At 39.3% G+C, this 17,614-nt stretch carries 18 protein-coding genes and 1 pseudogene; 11 read left to right on the top strand and 8 right to left on the bottom strand.

The window, feature by feature from the left end; genetic code table 11:
- Positions 1-43: 43 nt before the first annotated feature.
- Together ANA7108_RS0107645 and ANA7108_RS0107650 are read left to right on the top strand one after the other, a co-directional pair.
- Positions 44-1,975, top strand: a complete 1,932-nt coding sequence (locus ANA7108_RS0107645; protein ID WP_016950188.1) for a P-loop NTPase fold protein — start codon at positions 44-46, stop codon at positions 1,973-1,975.
- Between the two features lie 6 nt (positions 1,976-1,981).
- Positions 1,982-3,445: a DUF1802 family protein gene (locus tag ANA7108_RS0107650; RefSeq protein WP_016950189.1), complete on the top strand. Its 1,464-nt coding sequence runs from the start codon at positions 1,982-1,984 to the stop codon at positions 3,443-3,445.
- Positions 3,446-3,496: 51 nt separating this feature from the next.
- Here the strand turns inward: ANA7108_RS0107650 and ANA7108_RS0107655 are convergent, their stop codons facing one another.
- The 5 genes from ANA7108_RS0107655 to ANA7108_RS0107680 form a co-directional block, all read right to left on the bottom strand.
- Complete coding sequence (locus tag ANA7108_RS0107655) at positions 3,497-3,859, bottom strand: hypothetical protein (RefSeq protein WP_016950190.1); 363 nt, start codon at positions 3,857-3,859, stop codon at positions 3,497-3,499.
- Positions 3,856-4,173, bottom strand: a complete 318-nt coding sequence (locus ANA7108_RS0107660; RefSeq protein ID WP_016950191.1) for a hypothetical protein — start codon at positions 4,171-4,173, stop codon at positions 3,856-3,858. The genes ANA7108_RS0107655 and ANA7108_RS0107660 overlap by 4 nt, the downstream gene beginning before the upstream one ends.
- Before the next feature lie 245 nt (positions 4,174-4,418).
- Complete coding sequence (locus tag ANA7108_RS0107665; RefSeq protein ID WP_016950192.1) at positions 4,419-6,002, bottom strand: glucose-6-phosphate isomerase; 1,584 nt, start codon at positions 6,000-6,002, stop codon at positions 4,419-4,421.
- A 375-nt stretch (positions 6,003-6,377) separates the two neighbouring features.
- Positions 6,378-6,638, bottom strand: coding sequence for a hypothetical protein (locus ANA7108_RS0107675; protein ID WP_016950194.1), 261 nt, complete (start codon positions 6,636-6,638; stop codon positions 6,378-6,380).
- Between the two features lie 41 nt (positions 6,639-6,679).
- A complete protein-coding gene (locus tag ANA7108_RS0107680) occupies positions 6,680-6,877 on the bottom strand; it encodes a hypothetical protein (RefSeq protein WP_016950195.1) in 198 nt (65 codons plus the stop codon).
- A gap of 196 nt (positions 6,878-7,073) precedes the next feature.
- Between ANA7108_RS0107680 and ANA7108_RS0107685 the strand changes: the two genes are divergently transcribed.
- The 6 genes and pseudogenes from ANA7108_RS0107685 to ANA7108_RS0107710 all read left to right on the top strand — a co-directional run bounded on the left by ANA7108_RS0107685 (position 7,074) and on the right by ANA7108_RS0107710 (position 10,291).
- A complete protein-coding gene (locus ANA7108_RS0107685; protein WP_016950196.1) occupies positions 7,074-8,207 on the top strand; it encodes a branched-chain amino acid ABC transporter permease in 1,134 nt (377 codons plus the stop codon).
- A 49-nt stretch (positions 8,208-8,256) separates the two neighbouring features.
- Entirely contained in the window at positions 8,257-8,853 is a 597-nt protein-coding gene (locus tag ANA7108_RS0107690; RefSeq protein WP_016950197.1) for a hypothetical protein, read from the top strand.
- Between the two features lie 36 nt (positions 8,854-8,889).
- A complete protein-coding gene (locus ANA7108_RS0107695) occupies positions 8,890-9,663 on the top strand; it encodes an ABC transporter ATP-binding protein (protein WP_016950198.1) in 774 nt (257 codons plus the stop codon).
- Positions 9,664-9,831, top strand: a pseudogene (locus tag ANA7108_RS28665) (hypothetical protein); the annotation flags it as partial.
- A 66-nt stretch (positions 9,832-9,897) separates the two neighbouring features.
- A complete protein-coding gene (locus ANA7108_RS27035; RefSeq protein WP_016950200.1) occupies positions 9,898-10,074 on the top strand; it encodes a hypothetical protein in 177 nt (58 codons plus the stop codon).
- Complete coding sequence (locus ANA7108_RS0107710) at positions 10,067-10,291, top strand: type II toxin-antitoxin system HicB family antitoxin (RefSeq protein ID WP_016950201.1); 225 nt, start codon at positions 10,067-10,069, stop codon at positions 10,289-10,291. The genes ANA7108_RS27035 and ANA7108_RS0107710 overlap by 8 nt, the downstream gene beginning before the upstream one ends.
- Positions 10,292-10,383: 92 nt before the next feature.
- Here the strand turns inward: ANA7108_RS0107710 and ANA7108_RS0107715 are convergent, their stop codons facing one another.
- Both ANA7108_RS0107715 and glpX read right to left on the bottom strand, forming a co-directional pair.
- A complete protein-coding gene (locus ANA7108_RS0107715) occupies positions 10,384-11,670 on the bottom strand; it encodes a glutamyl-tRNA reductase (RefSeq protein WP_016950202.1) in 1,287 nt (428 codons plus the stop codon).
- A 157-nt stretch (positions 11,671-11,827) separates the two neighbouring features.
- The gene (glpX, locus tag ANA7108_RS0107720) at positions 11,828-12,865 is read right to left on the bottom strand and encodes a class II fructose-bisphosphatase (RefSeq protein WP_026104043.1); all 1,038 of its coding nucleotides are present in this window, start codon (positions 12,863-12,865) and stop codon (positions 11,828-11,830) included.
- A 323-nt stretch (positions 12,866-13,188) separates the two neighbouring features.
- Between glpX and grxC the strand changes: the two genes are divergently transcribed.
- The 3 genes from grxC (at position 13,189) to ANA7108_RS0107735 (ending at position 14,984) form a co-directional block, all read left to right on the top strand.
- Positions 13,189-13,506, top strand: coding sequence for a glutaredoxin 3 (grxC, locus tag ANA7108_RS0107725; RefSeq protein WP_016950204.1), 318 nt, complete (start codon positions 13,189-13,191; stop codon positions 13,504-13,506).
- Positions 13,507-13,619: 113 nt separating this feature from the next.
- The gene (gene tadA / locus ANA7108_RS0107730; protein ID WP_144052365.1) at positions 13,620-14,102 is read left to right on the top strand and encodes a tRNA adenosine(34) deaminase TadA; all 483 of its coding nucleotides are present in this window, start codon (positions 13,620-13,622) and stop codon (positions 14,100-14,102) included.
- A gap of 114 nt (positions 14,103-14,216) precedes the next feature.
- Complete coding sequence (locus ANA7108_RS0107735; protein WP_016950206.1) at positions 14,217-14,984, top strand: 1-acyl-sn-glycerol-3-phosphate acyltransferase; 768 nt, start codon at positions 14,217-14,219, stop codon at positions 14,982-14,984.
- Positions 14,985-15,462: 478 nt separating this feature from the next.
- On the opposite strand, the gene ANA7108_RS0107740 is transcribed toward ANA7108_RS0107735, so the two are convergent.
- Positions 15,463-17,556, bottom strand: coding sequence for a S8 family serine peptidase (locus ANA7108_RS0107740; RefSeq protein ID WP_016950207.1), 2,094 nt, complete (start codon positions 17,554-17,556; stop codon positions 15,463-15,465).
- Positions 17,557-17,614 lie beyond the last annotated feature (58 nt).

The following is a 17,614-nucleotide window of genomic DNA, read 5'->3' on the forward strand; positions in this document are numbered from 1 at the left end:
TTATCCCCGCAGTTTCTAGTTCCTCGCACCATACGAAATCACCATGACAGATACCCCTATTTCTCCCATAGAAGCCGTTAATGCTGTAATTAATAGTCATAATCCATTTATTAACGCTGGGATTGTTAAAGAACAGGATGTTTGGGGAAAAGGAGTCCCCGACGTACCGACATTAAACGCCCATGCTTCTAATCAAGTTTTTAAAGCCATTGAATTTGTTCGCAAAAGTCAATCTAGTCAAGATAAAGTAACTTCAATTGCTATTACTGCACAGCAGGGAGTTGGTAAAACTCATCTTTTGAGTCGCATTCGTCATGAACTAGAAAAAGTGGGTGGTGCTTTATTTGTTTATGCCAGTGCTAATAACTATACAGACTTAAATTTAGTTAAATACCAATTCCAGCAAACTTTGGCAGATAGTCTCAGTAAAACTGGTAGCCAAAAAGTCATGCAATGGCAAGAAGTTGCCGCAGCTATGGCCAACGAAGGTAGAGAAAATGCTACTACTCCAGCAGAGTTAGTCAAAAGATTTGACAATGCGTATAAAAAAAATAAAAACTTAATGAATACTCTGCAAAGACAGGTTATTAAAAATAAATCTGATGCAGATCCTTATATTATTCGCGCTATTCTGTGGACACTTTCAGAAACGCAATCGCCTTTTGCCATTAAATGGCTATCTGGTGAAGAATTAGCTCAATTGAATGCTGATGAGTTGGGATTACCTAATCCTAGTAAAACTAATCAAGATAGAGAAAGTGAGGCTCTTAAAAATATTCAACAAGTTTTGAATCTAGTTAGTTTTTACAACTCAATTGTTATTTGTTTTGATGAAATAGATGTTAAGAATAACTCTACTGAAGATGGGTTTCCAACAGAAAGTGTAATTGCTAATTTCGTGAAAATTCTCCATGATACTTTAGAAAATTCAGACCTCAGCCAAGGTGTAGTGATTCTGACGGTAATGTTACCAGAAACATGGAGAGATAAAGTAAATTCTCTTCAAGGTGGTACACCTGATAGAATTTCTAAATTTACACAACGAAAACCGATAGATTTAAAACCTGTTAGTGCCGATTATATGGTACAATTAGCAACTGTCTGGTTACGAGAATATTATAGTTCAAAAAACTTAATTCCTCCTCATCCACTTTACCCATTTGAAGAAAGTCATCTGAGAGAATACGGTAAGAATAAACCAACTGTTAGAGAAGCTTTACGATGGTGTGCTGATAATTTTAAAGTTGAAGAAGAGCAACTACCTGGTGATCCATTTGAAAGGTTTGAATTAGCATTCACAAGGGAAAATGAAGCAAAAATTGAAGAATATATAGAAGATAGTTCTCTCATAGCTGAAGCTCTATATTTTGGATTTAATACTTTAAAAGGACAGACTTTAGAAGGAGTAATGATTGAAGAACTTACAAATGATATCAAGCCCAAAGCACACAATAAAAATTTTATCAACTTCAAAGTTATTGGTAATGAAAATGGTAAAGAAGTGAAAATTGGTGTAGCAGTTATCCAAGATTCTCAATCTACATTAAATGCAGGTTTAAGACGGTTAAATGACTATCATACTTTTGATTTAACTCGTGGTTGTTTAGTGCGTTCTAAATCCAAAATAAAACAAATGCAAAAAAAATCAGCAACATATAGGTTGTTTGATGAATTGATTTTACAAAGAGGAGGAGAAAATGTAGATGTAATAGAAGATCAAATTCGCCCACTTGTAGCCATATTAGCTATTTATCAAAAGCGACAAAATTATAAACTAACAGAAGAACAGATTTTAGATTTTATTTCTAAGAATAAGATTACATTTGATAATCTGTTATTAAGAGAAATTTTAAGTGATCCATCTGGTAATATGCCTGACGTTGACGATGGTAATTTTGGAGGATTATTTGATGATGAAGATGATAATATTCCTGACGTTGATGATGATGGTGGTTTAGGTGATTTATATGGTTAATTAATTATGAATAAATCTGTTTCAATTTATAATGCCTTATGCCTACCTGTTCATGATGTTGAGGCTTTAATACAAGGGCAAATTATTGCCGCGATACCTCGTAAATTGCTGAATACTGGGCAAACATTTGCTCTTTATCCTGTTGATATTTCTACAATAGAAATTGAGAAATATTACCGTACAAGTTTTTTACCTAATGTTCAAACTGCTATCAAACAAGTTAATACTGATAAAGTATTAATTAAAGCATGGGCTAAATGTGAACTTTGCGAAATTCTAGATAAAACAACACCATTAGATATTTTATCTCAATTAACAATCTGGAATTTAGAAACTTTGGAAGCAATGATACAGAAACATCAAAATATTTTTCTGGCTTATTTGCGCGTTTATCATTTATCTCAACCTTTGGAAATTCCAGCTATTCCAAATATTCAAGATAAGTTAGGTAAATTTGCACCTTTACCGAATAATATTTCTGCTTCTGAAGATAAACCCGTATTAAGTGATCAAGTATTTATTCGACGCAAACGTCAATTAGAAAACCTAGAACCTCCTTTACATCCTGAATTAGAAGAATTGCAAAGTGCATTGTTAAAAATAGCTAATAATAACCCATCAGCACAGCAATTAGAAAATGAAATTAAAATCTTTTTAGGTTGGAGTAATGCACCAAATACAAATACATCTGATTTAGCTTGGATAAAAACAATTACAACATTAGGAGATAGAAGCATAGAATTTGAAGAGAAAAAAAGTAATTATCAAGCGGGTACAGACTTTGAAAACATCTCCCGTCAAAGCCTTGATTTCTTAGGATTTCAAGTTGAAAATGCTTATAAAGGAGGTGCAGGAGGTTTAGACTTATATTGTTCACAACCTTATCCTTTAGTATGTGAATGTAAAGCAGGTAGAAGTATTCCAGATCGTGCAGTAGAAGAATTAGATAGAATTGGAAAAAGACATCTGCAAGAAAATTATCTGCAAGCAGTAAGGTTAATTATTGGACCAGGAGAACACACTAGACAACTCAAAAAATCTCTCGAAAAATCTGCGAAAATATCTAAAACCAGTATTATTAAAGCTATGACATTACAAAAATTAGTAGAACTGAAAGCAAAATATCCAGGTGCGATAAACTTAATTGAATTAAAAAAATACTTAGAACCCGGTCAAATAGATGATAAAATTAACGAATATATTGATAAAATAGAAAAAGAGATAAAATTGCGATCGCATATTATTCAAGCAGTAAAAGAAATCCCTAAATCAACAAATCAAAATTCTGTAACAGTCATAGAAATTCGTAGTCACTATAACGCCATCAATAAATCAACTTTAACAGATGAAATAGTACATGATTTATTAATAGAACTATCATCACCATTAACAGGATACTTAGGAAGAGAAAAAGGAAACGACTGGAAAACAGATAAATTCTATTATTTGCGCGACTTAGCAATAAATTAAAAATAACTCTTCTCTCTGTGTTCTCTGTGTCTCTGTGGTTCGTTTATCCAATCATCCCAAAGTCAAAACACCCGCTGGAAAATTCACCACCAAAGGGAAAAACTCCAACCACTCCGAACCCAATAAAATCTCCGTTAATTCATCTCCAACATAAACAGGAATTTCATACTCTTGGTTATCCAAAATTACCTTACCTGAGTAAAGTTCAAAAGTTTTTAATCCCTGTGCTGTTACCAATTCATCATCACTTACAAATTGCCAGTTAAGTCCATTTAAATCTTGTTTATTAATAGCCAAAAAGCCTGTGAAACCAGTATCAAATAAAGCATCCACAGGCAGATTTAAGCCATCAGCAGTAATTAATTCAATCTCAAAAAATAGTTGTTTTCCATTCCCAAAATAACCCTCAATCATATTCTGCCAACTGCCCCAATTTCATTTAACCTAAACATACAATGTACAGCATGAGGGTGTTGATCCCGTGCTTTTTGACTAGCAACTTCTTTATCCTCATCAATGAAATAATCACCGCTATCTGGTTCTACAGCAATATACCAGTTATAATGTTCTTTCATTAACTCAGGACGGACACGCTCAAAAATTGCCCGACAGCGTTTATGAAAAGCATCTCTTTCCGCTTCCCGTTTAGCTAACTCTTCCGGTGATAAAGTCAGTTCAGGAAAAATTCTGCCTCTTCTTCTTGGTTGTTGTGATGTTAATTGTGTCATAGTTTTTCACTCAATCAATTATTCAAACTAAGATAATTGTAACATATTATATTTTGTTGTAAGAATTCAAGTGAGGCGATAAGATCCCCGACTTCTTTTGTTTATTGTGTCCATAAATGATAAATTGATCTTAGAAGTCGGGGATCTGGGTATGAACGATTGCTATTTTGCGTGAGATTAAAAAAGTTAAATCCCCGACTTCTTAAAGAAATCGAGGATCTAATTAATTAACGAAGAGAATATTATTAACCGAGAGAAACAGTTAAACTACCTGGTTTAGCTAAATCACCAGTTAATACCACACCGCGATTATTAGCATGGAGATGACGGAGAATTTTGTAAATTGCTTCAACTTCATTAGCAACGCCGGCTTTATCAGCAATCTCAGAAAGAGAAAGTGCTTTCTTTTCTGTTTGCAAAACAGTCATTACTTTTTGTTGTAAATCGAGAATGACAGCGGCGGCTTTTTTACCAGCTTCCACACCTGGTTGGTGATAAGCATTGACATTTACTAAACTGGCATATAAACCTACAGCCCGTTCATACAATGCAATTAACGCGCCAACTGTGCGAGCATTAACTTGAGGAATAGTCACTGTAATAGAATCGCGGTTATTTTCATACAGTGCTTGACGAGTTCCTAACAAGAAACCAGCTAAATAATCACCAGCAGTCACACCAGGATCAATTTCTGGAGATGCACCTTGACGGTCTTCTAAAACCTCAATCAAGGTTGCAAAGAAATTGGGTACACCTTCCCGCAATTGTTGTACATAAGCGTGTTGGTCAGTAGAACCTTTGTTACCATAAACAGCAATACCTTGATATACAGTTTTACCGTCTAAGTCTTTTTCCTTACCCAAAGATTCCATGACCAGTTGTTGCAAATAGCGGCTAAATAATAACAAGCTGTCTTTATAAGGTAAGACAACCATATCTTTTTCGCCTTTGCCATTTCCAGAGAAATACCAAGCCAACGCTAATAAAGCCGCTGGGTTATTTTTAATATTAGCGACGCGAGTAGCGTCATCCATTTCCTTTGCACCATCCAGCATGGCACGAATATCAATGCCTTGTAATGCCGCAGGAACTAGCCCTACAGCAGACATTTCCGAGGTACGTCCACCCACCCAGTCATACATGGCAAACCGGGCTAACCAGTTTTCAGATTTGGCGACTTTATCCAAGTTGCTATCTGGTCCAGTTACAGCAACTGCATATTTAGCAAAGTCTAAATTTTTAGCTGTGTATGCTTTTTTCACCTCAATCATGCCGTTGCGGGGTTCGGGAGTACCCCCAGATTTAGAAATGACTAATACTAAAGTGCTGGCTAAATTGTCGATGTAGGAGAGAACCCGATCAATACCTGTGGGATCGGTATTGTCGATAAAATGAATCTTCAGCGGTGGAAAATCGGGTGCGAGGGCTTCAGCGACAAATTCTGGACCCAAAGCAGAACCACCAATACCGATAGAAATGATATCTGTGAAGCGGCTTTCTTTCGGGGGATGAACTGCCCCAGTGTGTACCTGGTCTGCAAAAGCCTCAATTTGTTCCAGGGTTTGGACTATTTCTTGTGTCAGTTCTGGAGTTGGTGCTAAATCGGGATTCCGCAACCAGTAGTGTCCTACCATGCGGTTTTCATCAGGATTGGCGATCGCACCTTTTTCTAGTTTTGCCATATCAGCAAAAGCTTTGTCAAACTTCGGCTGCAACGATTTCACAAAGGCATCATCGAACCGCATCCGGCTAATATCTAGATACAGTCCCAATCCCTCGTGGAAATATAACCAATCTTGGTATCGTTGCCAAAGTGCCTTAGCATCCATAAGAGGGAAATCTCAAATATATTGGTCAAACACCAGTTTAATGTATGGTTCTAGCCATCCCTGCTTTGTCTTATACAGTTTACATTTAGTAGCCAACGGGAAACGGGGAACGGGTAACAACTAGAAGGTGATTTATAATTCGTAATTCGTAATTCGTAATTCGTAATTCGTAATTCCTCCGCATCTCCCCATCTCCGCGTCTCCGAGTCTCCGCATCTCCCCATCTCCGCGTCTCCGTGTCTCCCCATCCCCGCGTCCCCGCGTCTCCGTGTCCCCGCGTCTCCCCATCCCCCCATCTCCGCGTCTCTCCATCCCCGCGTCCCCGCGTCTCCCCATCCCCGCGTCCCCGCATCTCCCTATCTCCCTGTCTCCAGCTTAAACATCTGGCATCGGGACGACACGTAAAAATTTGACTAGTTCACCCCTGATTTCTATGCCAATCAGATAATTATCTATGGTAAAGCGATAAAAAATACCTTGTTCATCAAGTTTTCGCAATTCTGGTAGTCCATGCAAATTCCACTTGTGTGCAGCACACTCAACAAATACAAAATCATACACCCGTTCATAAGCAACAGGTTCTAAACTTTTCAGGTCTACTAGAAAAGACCTAGCATAGCGGACTTCCAGATTCACTCTTACTCACCAAATCTTTTTGCTAACTTTTGTGTCTAAACTTAGAGGAACATTAATAATCGTATCGCCTCCTCATGGGTTAATATGTCCCACGGCTGCTGCAATGACTTAACTTGTTCCATAGTTTTAAGCATATAAGAGTCAAAATGTATGGCTTGGACTAATTCCCAAGCTATATATAAATCCTCATCAGCTAATTGCTCAATCAGATGATGCATTCTAATCCGTAGTAAATTCATAAAATTTAATGAAGATCAACACTCTGTCTAAATAAAAATACTTTTTCCACCAGAATAGCAATGATTTACAGCAATCTCCGACAATACCCAAGGTACACTACAATCTATTCGCCTGCATGGGAGACGCAAAGACGCTCTTGCGCGGAAAAAATGACCAATCACCAATCACCAATCACCAATCACCAATGACTAAATTATGATTGAATATCTGATTTTTTTGTCTATTTCTACCGCAACCTTTGCGCTGTTTGGACTAGGGCTTAATTTGCAGTGGGGCTTTACAGGGTTAATTAACTTCGGTCATATTGCTTTTATGACTTTGGGGGCATACACCACGGTCTTATTAAGTTTAAAAGGTGTACCCTTATTATTTTCAGCGATCGCAGGAACAATGGTGGCCGCTTTGTTAGGTTTAGTCATTGGTTTTGCCACTTTGCGGTTACGGGAAGATTATTTATCAATTGTCACAATTGGGACAGGAGAACTGATTCGTTTGGTTGTGAATAATCAGGAGTTACCTGTGGGTGATACTTGGGTAGCAGGGACGTTTGGTATCCAAAGTTATGCCATACCCTGGAATGCAACTCCCAGTTTATTTGTGCGACTGGTAATGATTGGAGTTCTTACCCTGTTAGGAATTGTCACTATTTTTTATTTAGGGCGTTGGGTAAAATCTGCAAAAATATCCTTAAGTAACGATGTAGCTAAAACTAACAGTAGCAAACAAGAATTTTTATCCCGTTTAGCAGTGGGTATAATCCTAGGATTGTTGACACTAGCAATTTATGTTTCTGGTGTGACTGGACTTTATAACTACAACCCGAAAGCGGGTTTGATGCTGTTAGCGTTGTTGGTATTGGCTTTTGTATTTTGGCGGTTAGAAATTTTAGTGCGATCGCCTTGGGGTAGAATTCTTAAAGCTATCCGTGAAGATGAAGAAATTCCCAAAGCACTAGGGAAAAATGTCTTTTGGTATAAACTACAATCATTAATGTTAGGCGGTGCGATCGCAGGTATCGCTGGTGCTTTCTTCGCTTGGCAACTTAGCGCCATCTACCCCGATAACTTTCAACCCCAACTCACCTTTGATGCTTGGATTATGGTGATTTTAGGCGGTTCTGGTAACAATATTGGCACAATATTGGGCGCAGTGATTTATTTTGCTTATGATGCCCTGACTAGAGAATTTTTACCAAAAATCGTCCCCTTAGATGTAGAACGCATTGGCGCTTTTCGTGTCATGTTTATCGGTCTAATTCTGATGATACTCATGATTTGGCGACCTCAAGGTATCTTAGGGAAAAAGGAAGAACTTACTCTTGGTAAATAATTGGTAACAGACAACCAGTGAACAAATAATTTCTTCAGAGGTTAACTTAATGGCTTATGGCGATTTCAAATTGCAGGAAATAGTTAAGAAATTCAGTTTAACCATTAATGAAAAAACTGATTTATTTGCTGATACACCAGAAATAGAATCTAGTGAGGTTTTAGCTGCGGTGCTAAAAACTACGGTTCCTTTGGCATTAGCAATTAACACTGAAAAAGCTCGCTCTGAAATGATAATTGCTCCTATTTTAATTGAAATCAAAAATAAATTCTCAGAAAAAATTAGTTTATTCTCAGGTGTTGATTTTAATGTAGAACCAGAGCAAGGGTTGAATGGTATTTGTGATTTTTTAATTAGTAAATCCTCAGAACAACTCTTTATTACTACTCCGGTGATCACAATAGTTGAAGCAAAAAATGAAAATATAAAACTGGGCTTAGGTCAATGTGTTGCCGAGATGATAGCAGCACAATTATTTAATCAAAAGGAAGGAAATTATATAGATTCGATTTATGGTGTTGTCACTACAGGCAATATGTGGAAATTTTTGCAGCTACAAGAACAATTGATTTACATTGATTTCAGTGAATATTACATTAAAGATATCAATAAAATATTAGGTATCTTATCCAAATTCATTGGTTAATAAAAACATAAAAAATTTAGCGAACGTACAGTCATGATGGTAAATAACCAACTTCCTCTATTAGCAGCTACAGGACTTTGTAAAAGTTTTGATGGTATCCAAGCCGTTAAAGCAGCAAATATCGAAGTTATCAAAGGCAGCATTACTGGTTTAATTGGTCCAAATGGTGCTGGAAAAACTACTTTATTTAATTTACTCTCCAATTTTATCCATCCTGATCAAGGAAGAGTAATTTTTGATGGTGAACCCATTCACAACTTGCAACCATACAAAATCGCCCAGCAAGGGTTAATTCGTACTTTTCAAGTAGCGCGGACTCTTTCGCGGTTATCGGTGTTAGAAAATATGCTGTTAGCAGCGCAAAAACAAACCGGTGAAAATTTTTGGCAAGCACAATTTCAACCTCACGTTGTCGTTCAAGAAGAAAGACAGCTAAAGGAACGAGCGATGTTTTTATTAGAGTCTGTGGGGTTAGAAAAAAAAGCCAATGATTACGCTGGTTGTTTGTCTGGGGGACAACGGAAACTGCTGGAAATGGGCAGGGCTTTGATGACTAATCCTAAGTTAATTTTGTTAGATGAACCAGCAGCAGGGGTAAATCCTCGATTAATTGATGATATCTGCGATCGCATTCTCAAGTGGAATAGGGAAGACGGTCTAACTTTTTTAATTATTGAGCATAATATGGATGTAATTATGTCATTATGCGATCGCGTTTGGGTGTTAGCAGAAGGGCAAAATTTAGCTGTCGGTACTCCCGCAGAAATTCAAAAAGATGCCAAAGTTTTAGAAGCTTATTTGGGACAATAATTAATTATTGAGCATAATATGGATGTAATTATGTCATTATGCGTTCGCCTCTGGCGCGGCGTAGCCCATCGCGTTTGGGTATTGGCTGAAGGGCAAAATTTAGCTGTCGGTACTCCCGCAGAAATTCAAAAAGATGCCAAAGTTTTAGAAGCTTATTTGGGACAATAAAGTTATATTAGATATGCCCAAGAAAATTAGAGAACTGAAAAATTTATTACTTCAATTAGGGTTTACTTGTCGCCCCCTCAAGGTAGTCACACTAACTGGTATCATCCCTTGTTATCTGGGAGAGTTACTATATCAGGTAATGATGGAAAAGATGCTAAAGAATACCAAGAAAAAGACGTTAATAATGCAATCAAAAGAATAGAAGAAATCAAAAAAGCTCAACAGGAAGAACAGAATGAATAATCATTACACGATAATTATTCAATGGTCAGAAGAAGACAAATGTTTTGTAGTCAGTCTTCCTGAATGGGGAGAGTTTTGTCATACTCATGGAGACACTTATGAGGAAGCTTTAAAAAATGCTCAGGAAGTGTTAGAAATGCTGATTTCATCTTATTTAGAAGATGGACAACCTTTACCAGAACCGCAAATATTAGGAAAGTCATTAAAAGCGGCTTAATAGAGACAGGCATATGGGGATATGGAGACTGAGAATAAGGTAATTCTCCCCCTGTCTCCCCTTTCTCACCTGACTCCTGCTTCCTGGAGATTTCAGCTAAATTGCTCCCCTGCGTCTAAGTTAAATAACATTTGCAGAGTCTGCATACAATTTCGTCTAGCTTCCACATCTTGCTGTGCGCGTAACTGCACCATTGGGTCATGTAAAATTTTATTAACAATCCCTCTGGTTAAAGCCTCTATCACTTCTTGATGCTTCTCACCAAATTCTGAACCTAAACGAGACAAAGCTTTTTCTAGTTCTTGTTCACGGATAGTTTCGATTTTATTTCGCAGAGAACTAATTGTCGATACAGTTTCTAAACTACGCCACCAGACATCAAAAGCTTCCACTTCTTCATCTAGAAGTTTTTCGGCTTCCTGTGCCATTTTCCGACGGCTTTCGTAATTTTGCGCCACAACAGCCTTCAAATCATCGACATTAAAAGCTTGCACATTAGCTAAGTCATTCACATCTGCATCAACGTTACGTGGTACAGAAATATCAAAAAGCATCAACCTTTGGCTAGGTTCTAAAACCATTTCCAACTTAGCACGATCTAGAATTGGCTCGGTTGCAGAAGTGCTAGTAAAGACAATATCACTTGCGGCAACCACGGTCATCATTTCTGGAAGCAAATGGATTTCGATTGGTTGTTCTGGGAACAACTTTGCCAGTTCTTCAGGACGTTGACGGGAACGATTAACAATACTAATTTGGGTTGCACCTTTAGAAATGAGGTGTTGTACCAATAATCGGGACATTTTCCCAGCACCGAGAATACAGATACGGTAAGTAGATAAATTTTCTACTTTCATCTGGGCTAATTCTACAGCCGCCGAACTAATCGAAACAGCACCAGTACCAATGCTGGTTTCAGTACGAACCCGCTTACCTGCTGTCAAAGCTTGTTTAAATAAGCGATTTAAAATTGTTTTTATACCGTTGTATTGCTGTCCCAGTTTGTGAGTATTTTTCACCTGAGCCAGAATTTGACCTTCACCAAGAACAAGACTATCTAACCCAGCGGAAACCCTCATCATATGAGTCACTGCATCATTATGCAGCAACATAAACAGGTGCTGTCGTAGAGAGACAACAGGTAATTTACTATATTCCGACAGAAACTGAGTAACTTCCTGAAGACCTTGGGTAATTTCACTGCTAACAATGTAAATTTCCAAACGGTTACAGGTGCTGAGAATAGCGACTTCATCAATATGAGGATAACTGAGAAGATGCGCGATCGCACTTTCGGTTTGAGGTTCGGGAATACTCAGCTTTTCTCTAACTTCTACAGGGGCTGTTTTATGGCTTAACCCCACCACTGCAATATTCATTTTTTAAATTGGTAATGGGTAATGGGTAATTGGTAATGGGTAATTGGTAATGGGTAATGGGTAATGGGTAATGGGTAATGGGTAATGGGTAATTGGTAATAGTTTTTTCTCTTCCCCAATCACCAATCACCAATCACCTATCACCTATCACCAGTTTCTAACGAAGTTGAATAACCTGGGGTTCGTTAACCAAGTGAACTGTATCCACAAATCGAGCCGTTTTGGATTGGCTAGAAATAACCAAGCTTTGGGTTCTAATTCCACCGTGGAAGAAGCGTACACCATCCATGAGAGTTCCAGGAGTGATACCGCAACCAGCGAATAGCACTGTTTCACCAGAAGCTAATTCATCAGCGTTATAAACCTTGTCTCCATCAGTAATACCCATTTCGTTTAAACGGGCAAGATTACCTTCTCTGCTTTCGCCAATCAAACCTGTTTGGACTACAGCTGGGTCATAAATCAATTGTCCTTGGAAGTGTCCACCCAAGCAACGTAAAGCAGCAGCAGAAATCACACCTTCAGGTGCAGCACCGATACCCATCAAAGCATGAATATTAGTACCAGCAAAAGCGCAACAAATAGCAGCAGAAACGTCACCATCGCTGATGAGTCTAACTCTTGCTCCAGCGGTGCGAATTTCTTGAATTAGGTCTTTGTGACGAGGACGATCCATCACTACTACTACCAATTCTTCAACGGCACGGTTTAAGGACTCAGAAAGGATTTTGAGGTTTTCTGTCGCAGACTTGTTGATATCAACTTTACCTTTTGCTGCTGGTGGTGCAGCGAGTTTCTTCATGTAGAAGTCAGGAGCAGCAAATAAGCCGCCTTTTTCGGAAATTGCCAAAACCGCCATTGAGCCATTTTGACCGTAAGCAACCAGGTTAGTACCTTCACAAGGGTCAACAGCAATGTCAATTTCTACAAGTTCATCAGGGTTACAGAAATTTTTGGCATCTGGTTGGGTACAGATACCAACTTCTTCCCCAATGTAGAGCATAGGAGCTTCGTCACGCTCGCCTTCACCGATAACGATGCGACCACGCATATGGATTTTGTTCATCCGTTCGCGCATAGCTTCCACTGCTACTTGGTCAGCAATGTTCTTTTCACCTTTACCCATCCACTTCGAGGAAGCGATCGCTGCTTGCTCTACTACTTCAATAATCTCTAGCCCAAGTGTATTTTCCACAGTGTCTACCCTTTCAATTGCTTGTTTTAGCGTCTTTTTATCGGCTATTTCAGTTTTCAAGTCTACCAAAGTGCGGATACAGATGGAAAAAAGTCTTGTGGAAAGCCTGTGTTAAGTTTTGCGACCAAGTCGCGGTTAGAGGTTTTGTTGATACTCTTGTATTAGTGAGGTGTAATCCCAATTTTCGGGTAAATCAACCAAATTTTTTGGTCTCACTCTCCAAACAAATAAAGAGTGTAGCCTAAAGATATGAAAGCTGTTGTGAAGTCAACAAACCATAACATCATCCAGGTAAATTGATATTAAAACCAACCATTAATACTATGTTCAACTTTATCAACTCCCTTTTAGGTCGCCATCCAGAACGTATTCAAGCCAATGTAGAAATCTACACTTGGCAAACCTGCCCTTACTGTATCCGTGCCAAGCTGCTGCTATGGTGGAAAGGCGTTAAATTCACCGAATACAAAATTGACGGTGACGAAACAGCCAGAACAAACATGGCAGAACGCGCCAATGGCCGCCGCAGCGTCCCCCAGATTTTCATTAATAACCAACACATAGGCGGTTGTGATGACCTGTATGCAATGGATACAAAAGGTCAACTCGATCCGTTATTAGTTCAGGTGACAAGTAACTGAAGTAGGGGCGTATTGCAATACGCCCTTACAGGAGCAATACGCCCCTACAGTAGCAATACGCCCCTACAGGAGCAATATCCCCCTACTCTCTGCTTCCCATCTCCCCAATCTCCATGCTTGACCACCCAGAATATCTAAAACATACAAAATGGATGAATCATGCCCTAGAACTAGCACAGATAGCAGGTGAGGCGAGTGAAGTTCCCGTAGGTGCGGTGATTATTGACCCAGATGGCAAATTAATCGCCGAAGGGGAAAATCGTAAAGAACGGGACAAAGACCCCACAGCACACGCAGAAATTATCGCTATTCGGGCAGCTGCCAAAAACTTGCAAAGTTGGCGTTTGCATCAATGTATTCTTTATGTAACTTTAGAACCTTGCCCCATGTGTGCCGGTGCGATCGCTCATGCACGTTTGGCAACAATTATCTATGGAGTAGACGATACCAAAACTGGCGCAATTCGTACTGTTATCAACATCCCTGATAGCCAAGCTTCTAATCACCGTCTACAAGTGCTAGGAGGTATTCTAGAATCAGCCTGTCGTCAGCAATTGCAGAGTTGGTTTGCTACTAAACGGCGACCGAAAAATTAACAGACAAAGGTAAAACTGTCCAGATCGGAATACACAAGTTACTCAAGAAAATCTACGGTGGACATAATTCAGTTTGCGTCACATTTTACCCGCTAACTAGCCGCCACCGTCATGATGGAAATTTACTCTGATTCTCACACCTCTCAATCTCAATTAACAAATACACCTGTAAAGTCTCAGGTTGTTTCTAGGACTTCACAGGTTTCTCCTTGGTTAACTCCCCTTGCGTATTTTTTGGGACGCAACTTAGTTTTACCCTTGTTTTTTGGTAACATCAATATCATTGGGATCGAAAATATCCCCACAAATGGACCGATTATTCTTGCACCTACTCACCGTTCTCGCTGGGATTCATTATTGTTACCTTACGCTACTGGTCGTTGTGTCACCGGTCGAGATATGCGATTTATGGTGACAAGCAGTGAGTGTCAAGGGTTACAAGGCTGGTTTGTGCTAAGAATGGGAGGTTTCCCCGTCGATACTCAAAGTCCGGCGATCGCAACTCTCCGTCATGCAGTAGAGTTAATGGCAGAGGGCGAAATGTTAGTTATTTTTCCTGAAGGCGGCATTTATCGTGATCACAAAGTTCAAACTTTAAAGTCGGGAACCGCACGTTTGGCTTTAAGTGCTGAATCTCTTCACCCAGGCTTAGGAGTAAAAATAATACCCGTTGGCATCAACTACAGTCAACCTTATCCCAATTGGGGTACAGATGTGAATCTGCATATCGGTGAACCCATTCAAGTCACAGATTACATGAATGGGAATTTAAAAAAAGGTGCTAAACATCTCACGACAGATTTAACAAATAAGTTACAACAATTAACCTATCAACAATCAGAAATCTCCTCTAGAAACTTTGCTGAAATAACCAATTCTTAATTAGATAGGACTTACGCACTATACTAAAATTAGTTATTTCCGGCATATTAGTAGGGTGCGTCAGATGGCAGAATTTTGTTAATTGTGGGTAAATTATCGGGTCTGACGCACCATAGAAGAGATAAAATCCACAACTCATATTTGATGAACTTTGTCAATGCGTAAGTTCTATTAGAGGTTGTTTGAAAAGTCTAAATTATTACAGCCCTGGCGACTAGAAGTCGCACGCCACTTGCTTTAAGTCGGCGAAGCCGCCCAACGCAGTGGCTTGGCTATACAAACTAAACCCGCCTGCGCGGGTTAAAAATCCCATCTTTTTATTAGACCAGGTCGGTGGACTTTGCCTGTGTAGTAGCGAATTATATTCGCCCAAAACTTTTAAAACATCCTCTTAGATATCTTCAAAAAAGAATATACAGATGTTGCATGATATCAAGGGGTTTTTAATCTTGCCTCTTGAACACATAATAAATTACTGCTAATACCCGATTACCAATTCCCAACTGTTAAGTTTGCCTACATCTTGGGGTGAATAATCAATAACTTGTAATTGCCAATTTCCTTTAGCTGCTAAGGAAAGTAATTGTTTAAGAACGGGATGAGATCGGACTGTATAGGTATTTTGTAACTGAGTCCGTCTACCTAAAATCCGACTCTGTAATAAAACTTGTTGATTATTGGGAGCAATCAGATAAACTTCCAAATCCCCTAAAAAATCATGAGTAATATTCACCGTCACCTGAATATCTGCAATGATGAGATTTTGATTAACAGCGATCGCACTCCTAATTCCTCGGTTATCATCATCAGGAATTATAACTTGGGCTTTATTCTCCCCCCGCACTTCTTTACTAACACTGGGTACTACTTGACGCAACTGTTGCGCTGCACGGACAGCTTTAGCCGCATTAACCTTACCATAGCCAAACCAAATGCAATGACCATTAGTATCATAACTACCCCCACGTAAACCTAATTGTGGATCTGCTTCAGTATCAACAATTTTATCCGTAGTTTCTTGCAAAATGCGGTTAACTTGTTGAGCAGTCAAATCAGGATTAGCTGACAAAATCAACGCCGCTACTCCTGCCACTATGGGAGTTGCACTAGAAGTACCGCCAAAATTTTTGGTAAAGTTACCAGGATCATAACCCGCAGCACCCAATTGGTCTGTCGTGAAAATTCCCAACCCAGAAATAGAAGTAGTGATTGTTGGTTGTGTGTAAACAAAACCCATTTCCTGAAACCACATCCCCGGTGGTGCATTATTACTAGGCGCACACACAGAAATATTTGCGCCCCAATTACTATAAGCAGCTTTTTTATTCAAACTCGTAGAAGCTGACACCGCAATCACATCTGGATGAATAGCAAAACCACTTAACCAACGCGTCTTACCTTGTAAAATATTCTTCGGCCAATTTTGCTCATCTACACTACCATCAACTGGGCGATTCGCATTACCAGCCGCAAACACAATTACACATCCCTTCCCATTCCGCCCCCTAGTTGCAGCGCGGGTAATAGCCGCTCTTTGGCGCAAAGACAGAGGAAAATAAACAGCAGACGCTCCCCAGCTACAGGAAATTACACTAGCACCCTGATCAATAGCCCAATTAAATATATCCTCAATAGCTTGATCATCTAAAAATCCTGTCGTGCGAATCGGCATTAATGCACAACCAGGCGCAACCCCGACAATTCCCGCACCATTTTCTTCAGCCACAGCTATCCCCGCACAAGCAGTACCATGACTAGTTTCTTTTTCCCCAGGTAAAGGTAAAAAATCATTTTCCTTCAAATCTCTGGGAGCAACAACTTTACCCATACCTTGAAAATCTGGGTGATTCAAATCAAAAGAATCATCCACCACCGCCACAACTACAGAACGGATACCGCGAGTGATATCCCAAGCTTGTTCTACAGCAATATGAGAACCCACCCCCAACTGATTACCACCATTATGATTGAGATACCATTGCTGGGAATACAGGGAATCACTAGGTTTATAATGTGGTTCCTGTTGGATAAATATATTTGGTTCAGCAGCTAAAACTTCTGGGAGTCTTTGCAACTGATTGGTAATTTTGATCGGGTTTTCTGTGGCTTGTTTGCTGACTAGAAAGACAAAGGTGTTGGGTATCCCCAATACTGTTTGATCTTGTATTAAGTGAAATGTGGTAGCAACAACATTGATTTTGGCCGCGTCAACCCAAGTCGCAAATTGAATTGTAATTTGGTCACTCAGATAAACGTAAGTTCCGGGATTATCCCTAAATTTGTATACATGACTGGCAAAAGCCACATTTTCATCAGCCCGTGCTTGAGACATGGCTGTCTCTAACTGGGCAGGTTGAATACTGAATAGTTCTAGATTGGCACTAGGTATACTACGCTGCCAAACACCCCAACTAACCTGAGATAATTGCTCACGAGGAAAGTCAGCACTGGGACGAATGGTGAAGCCAGACAAAGCTTTTTCTAGAATTAACTCTTCTCCACCGCGTTGTAAGGTCACTTCCAGGCTAACTGCGGGTAAACCTGTGGGTTGAGAATCCAAGGAATCACTCATAGAAAATATTTTTAGTTAATTTGTAGGGGGACTGGGAACTCTATTAAACCGATTTCCA

The sequence above is a fragment of the Anabaena sp. PCC 7108 genome, assembly GCF_000332135.1.
Classification (GTDB): domain Bacteria; phylum Cyanobacteriota; class Cyanobacteriia; order Cyanobacteriales; family Nostocaceae; genus Anabaena.

Bases quoted from the DNA above. Each gene is read 5' to 3' on its own strand.
- ANA7108_RS0107645 (WP_016950188.1), top strand. From the start codon at position 44: ATGACAGATACCCCTATTTCTCCCATAGAAGCCGTTAATGCTGTAATT.
- ANA7108_RS0107650 (WP_016950189.1), top strand. From the start codon at position 1,982: ATGAATAAATCTGTTTCAATTTATAATGCCTTATGCCTACCTGTTCAT.
- ANA7108_RS0107655 (WP_016950190.1), bottom strand. From the start codon at position 3,859: ATGATTGAGGGTTATTTTGGGAATGGAAAACAACTATTTTTTGAGATT.
- ANA7108_RS0107660 (WP_016950191.1), bottom strand. From the start codon at position 4,173: ATGACACAATTAACATCACAACAACCAAGAAGAAGAGGCAGAATTTTT.
- ANA7108_RS0107665 (WP_016950192.1), bottom strand. From the start codon at position 6,002: ATGGATGCTAAGGCACTTTGGCAACGATACCAAGATTGGTTATATTTC.
- ANA7108_RS0107680 (WP_016950195.1), bottom strand. From the start codon at position 6,877: ATGAATTTACTACGGATTAGAATGCATCATCTGATTGAGCAATTAGCT.
- ANA7108_RS0107685 (WP_016950196.1), top strand. From the start codon at position 7,074: ATGATTGAATATCTGATTTTTTTGTCTATTTCTACCGCAACCTTTGCG.
- ANA7108_RS0107690 (WP_016950197.1), top strand. From the start codon at position 8,257: ATGGCTTATGGCGATTTCAAATTGCAGGAAATAGTTAAGAAATTCAGT.
- ANA7108_RS0107695 (WP_016950198.1), top strand. From the start codon at position 8,890: ATGGTAAATAACCAACTTCCTCTATTAGCAGCTACAGGACTTTGTAAA.
- ANA7108_RS0107710 (WP_016950201.1), top strand. From the start codon at position 10,067: ATGAATAATCATTACACGATAATTATTCAATGGTCAGAAGAAGACAAA.
- ANA7108_RS0107715 (WP_016950202.1), bottom strand. From the start codon at position 11,670: ATGAATATTGCAGTGGTGGGGTTAAGCCATAAAACAGCCCCTGTAGAA.
- grxC (WP_016950204.1), top strand. From the start codon at position 13,189: ATGTTCAACTTTATCAACTCCCTTTTAGGTCGCCATCCAGAACGTATT.
- tadA (WP_144052365.1), top strand. From the start codon at position 13,620: ATGCTTGACCACCCAGAATATCTAAAACATACAAAATGGATGAATCAT.
- ANA7108_RS0107735 (WP_016950206.1), top strand. From the start codon at position 14,217: ATGGAAATTTACTCTGATTCTCACACCTCTCAATCTCAATTAACAAAT.
- ANA7108_RS0107740 (WP_016950207.1), bottom strand. From the start codon at position 17,556: ATGAGTGATTCCTTGGATTCTCAACCCACAGGTTTACCCGCAGTTAGC.